Genomic DNA, 2771 nt, shown 5'->3' with positions numbered 1-2771 from the left:
GCCCGGTCGAGAGCAGGGTGCCGAGCGTATAGACGTAGATCTGGTCGCCGCGCCCGGAGTTGTTGGTGAACTTCAGCGGGATCGTGCTCGGGACCGCCGGCCGGGCGGACGCCTCGGGGGCCAGTGCGGTCATGCCCAGGGCCAGGAGTAAGGCCGACGCCCAGCAGGGCAGGGTCCGGAATCTTGTGGAGACGCGTCTGGACATACGTCACCTCTCGCGCGGCCGCACGGCCGCGTCAGCGGGGGGAATGGGGGGCTCATGAAGCGGGGGGTGCCGGAAGTGCAGAGTCATCATGGCAGTGAACATGACACTGGTCTAGACATGCTCACGTACCGACATCAGCGCAGGGCCGGATGTGGAGCCCTGAGGTCCGCGGAGCCCGCCGGGTCGAGATCGTCCCGCTTGGCACGGAGCTCGTCGGTGTCCGGATGGCCGATCTCGAGGGCGATCTCCAGGGCCTGGCCCCGGGCGGCCCGGGCGGCGTCCAGGTCGCCCGCGGCCAGCTGGGTGTCGCCGAGATGGTTCAGGATCTCGGTCTCGTTGTACCGGTCGCCGAAGCCACGCACCAGGCGCAGGGCCCGGGCGTAGCACGTCACGGCGGCGGGGTACTCGGCCAGGTGGTGATGGGCGTAGCCGAGGCTGTCCCACGCCCCGGCCTCGGCATGCCGGTCCTCGATCTCCTGGTTCACGGACACCGCCTGGGCGCAGTACTCCAGCGTCTGCCGGTAGTCGCCCAGTACTGCGTGCACCCACCCGACGTTGTTCAGCGCCAGGGCCTCCCCGGCCCGGTGCCCCGCCTGCCGATAGAGCGTCAGGGCACGTTCGTTGTGGCCGAGCGCGTCCCGGTGGCCGCCCAGCCGGCCGCAGACCCAGCCCAGGCCACGGTGGACATGTGCCTGACGGATGGGATCGCCCAGCCGCTCGTAGAGGTCGAGGGCATGACGGAAGTGGCGGTGTCCCTCGTCGAGGCGGCCCATCTGGGTGAGGCAGCTGCCCAGGCCGCGGTGGGCGCCGGCCTGCCACGCCGGATCGCCGAGCCGCTGGGCCGCGCCGAGGGCGATGCGCTGGACGGCGGCCCAGTCGTGCCAGTGTCCGCGGTAGTCGAAATAGGTCTCCAGGTTCCTGGCCAGCCGCCAGGCGCCCGCGTCGAGATCGGCACCGGTCGCCAGGTCGACCACGCCCAGCAGTACGGCGTGCTCCGCGGTGAACCACCCGAGCGCCGCGGCCTGGTCCGCCATCTCCTGCGGGCAGGCGTCCGGCACGGCCGGTGGCAGGGGGACGCGGTCCCGGTGCGGGTCCAGCAGCCCGGCCGCGCGATCGGCGGTGTGCAGATAGTGCTCGACGAGACGGCGCCGCGCACCCCTACGATCGGCCTCGGGGTCCACGGTGTGGGCCAGTTCGCCCGCGTAGGCGCGGAGCAGGTCGTGCAGCGTGTACCGGCCGGGCGTGACCTCCCCGACCAGGTGCACCCGGGCCAGCTCGGCCAGCAGGGGGCGCACCCGGGAAACCGGGAGACCGGCCAGGCCCGCCATGGCCGGGAGGGAGATGTCCGGTCCGGGATGGAGGCCGAGCAGCCGGAACAGCCGTGCGGCGTCCGTGCCGAGCGCGTGATACGACCAGGAGAACACCGCCCGTACATCGGTCGCGGTATCGCCCCCGCTGAAGACGTCCAGGCCGAGCTGGGTGTCGTGCAGCTCCGCGGCGAGCGTCCGCAGCGGAAACCGCGGGGTCACCGCGACCCTCGCGGCCACGACCGCCAGCGCCAGCGGCAGCCCCGCGCACGCCGCGGCGATCGCGTCGAACGCCTTCGGATCGTCCGTCCGCCGGACCCGCCTCAGGTGCCGCTCCAGAAGCAGCCGCGCCTCGCCGTCGGTGAGCGGGTCCACCACACACGGACGTGCCCCATTGGCGGCGACCAGCCCGGTGAGGCGGTCACGGCTGGTCACCAGCACCACGCAGCCGCCCGTGCCGGGCAGCAGCGGCCGCACCTGGTCGGCGTCACGGGCGTTGTCCAGCATGATCAGCATCCGGCGATCGGCGATCAGCGACCGGTACAGCCCGGCCTGTGCCTCCGGATCGGCGGGCATCTCCTGCGGATCCACGCCCAGAGCGCCGAGGAAGCCGCGTACGGCCGCCGCCGCGGGGACGGGGCCGGCGGCGGGAGCGAACCCGCGCAGGTTCACATAGAGCTGCCCGTCCGGGAAGCGCGGCAGGTTGCGATGGGCCCAGCGCAGCGCCAGCCAGGTCTTGCCCACCCCGCCGACACCACTGATCGCCGCGATGTCGAGCGTGCCCTCACCGTCGGCGGTCTCGCACAGGTCGTCGAGCGCGGCGAGTTCCCGCTCGCGGCCGACGAACGTGACCGGCGGTGCGGGGAGTTGCTGAGGCACCGGCCGCGGTCGCCGTCGGGGCGTCACGGGGGCCGTGACCGGGGCGAGGTCGAGCGCCGGATCCGCGGTGAGGATCCGCTGGCGCAGCAGCACCAGCGGCGGACTGGGATCGAGCCCCGTCTCCTCGGCCAGCCGGCGCCGGATGCGCTCATGGTGCTCCAGCGCCTCGGTCTGGCGCCCGCACCGGTACAGGGCCAGCATCAGCTGTCCGGCCACCCGCTCGTCCAGCGGATGCGCCTCGGCGCGGGCGGCCAGCTCGGGCAATGCCCGGCCGTGCTGCCCCAGCCGCAACCGCACGTCCATCTGGTCCAGTTGCCCGGTGAACCGCTCGGCCTCGAGCACCGAACGCTGAGCGTTGAACCAGGGCGTGTCCGCCCCGG

1 protein-coding gene and 1 pseudogene are annotated in these 2771 nt (G+C 73.2%); both read right to left on the bottom strand.

All coding sequences use genetic code 11. From position 1 onward, the window contains the following. Positions 1-205, bottom strand: a pseudogene (locus GWI24_RS43055) (sugar hydrolase); the annotation flags it as partial. Between the two features lie 134 nt (positions 206-339). Further along, positions 340-2771: tetratricopeptide repeat protein (locus GWI24_RS43050; RefSeq protein WP_210951461.1), on the bottom strand; the 2432-nt coding region annotated here is incomplete at its 5' end.

The organism is Streptomyces sp. MK37H (assembly GCF_018035285.1).
In the GTDB taxonomy this organism is placed as follows: Bacteria; Actinomycetota; Actinomycetes; order Streptomycetales; family Streptomycetaceae; genus Streptomyces; species Streptomyces endocoffeicus.
Note: the sequence above shows the minus strand (reverse complement) of the source record. Positions and strands in the feature narration are given on the sequence as shown.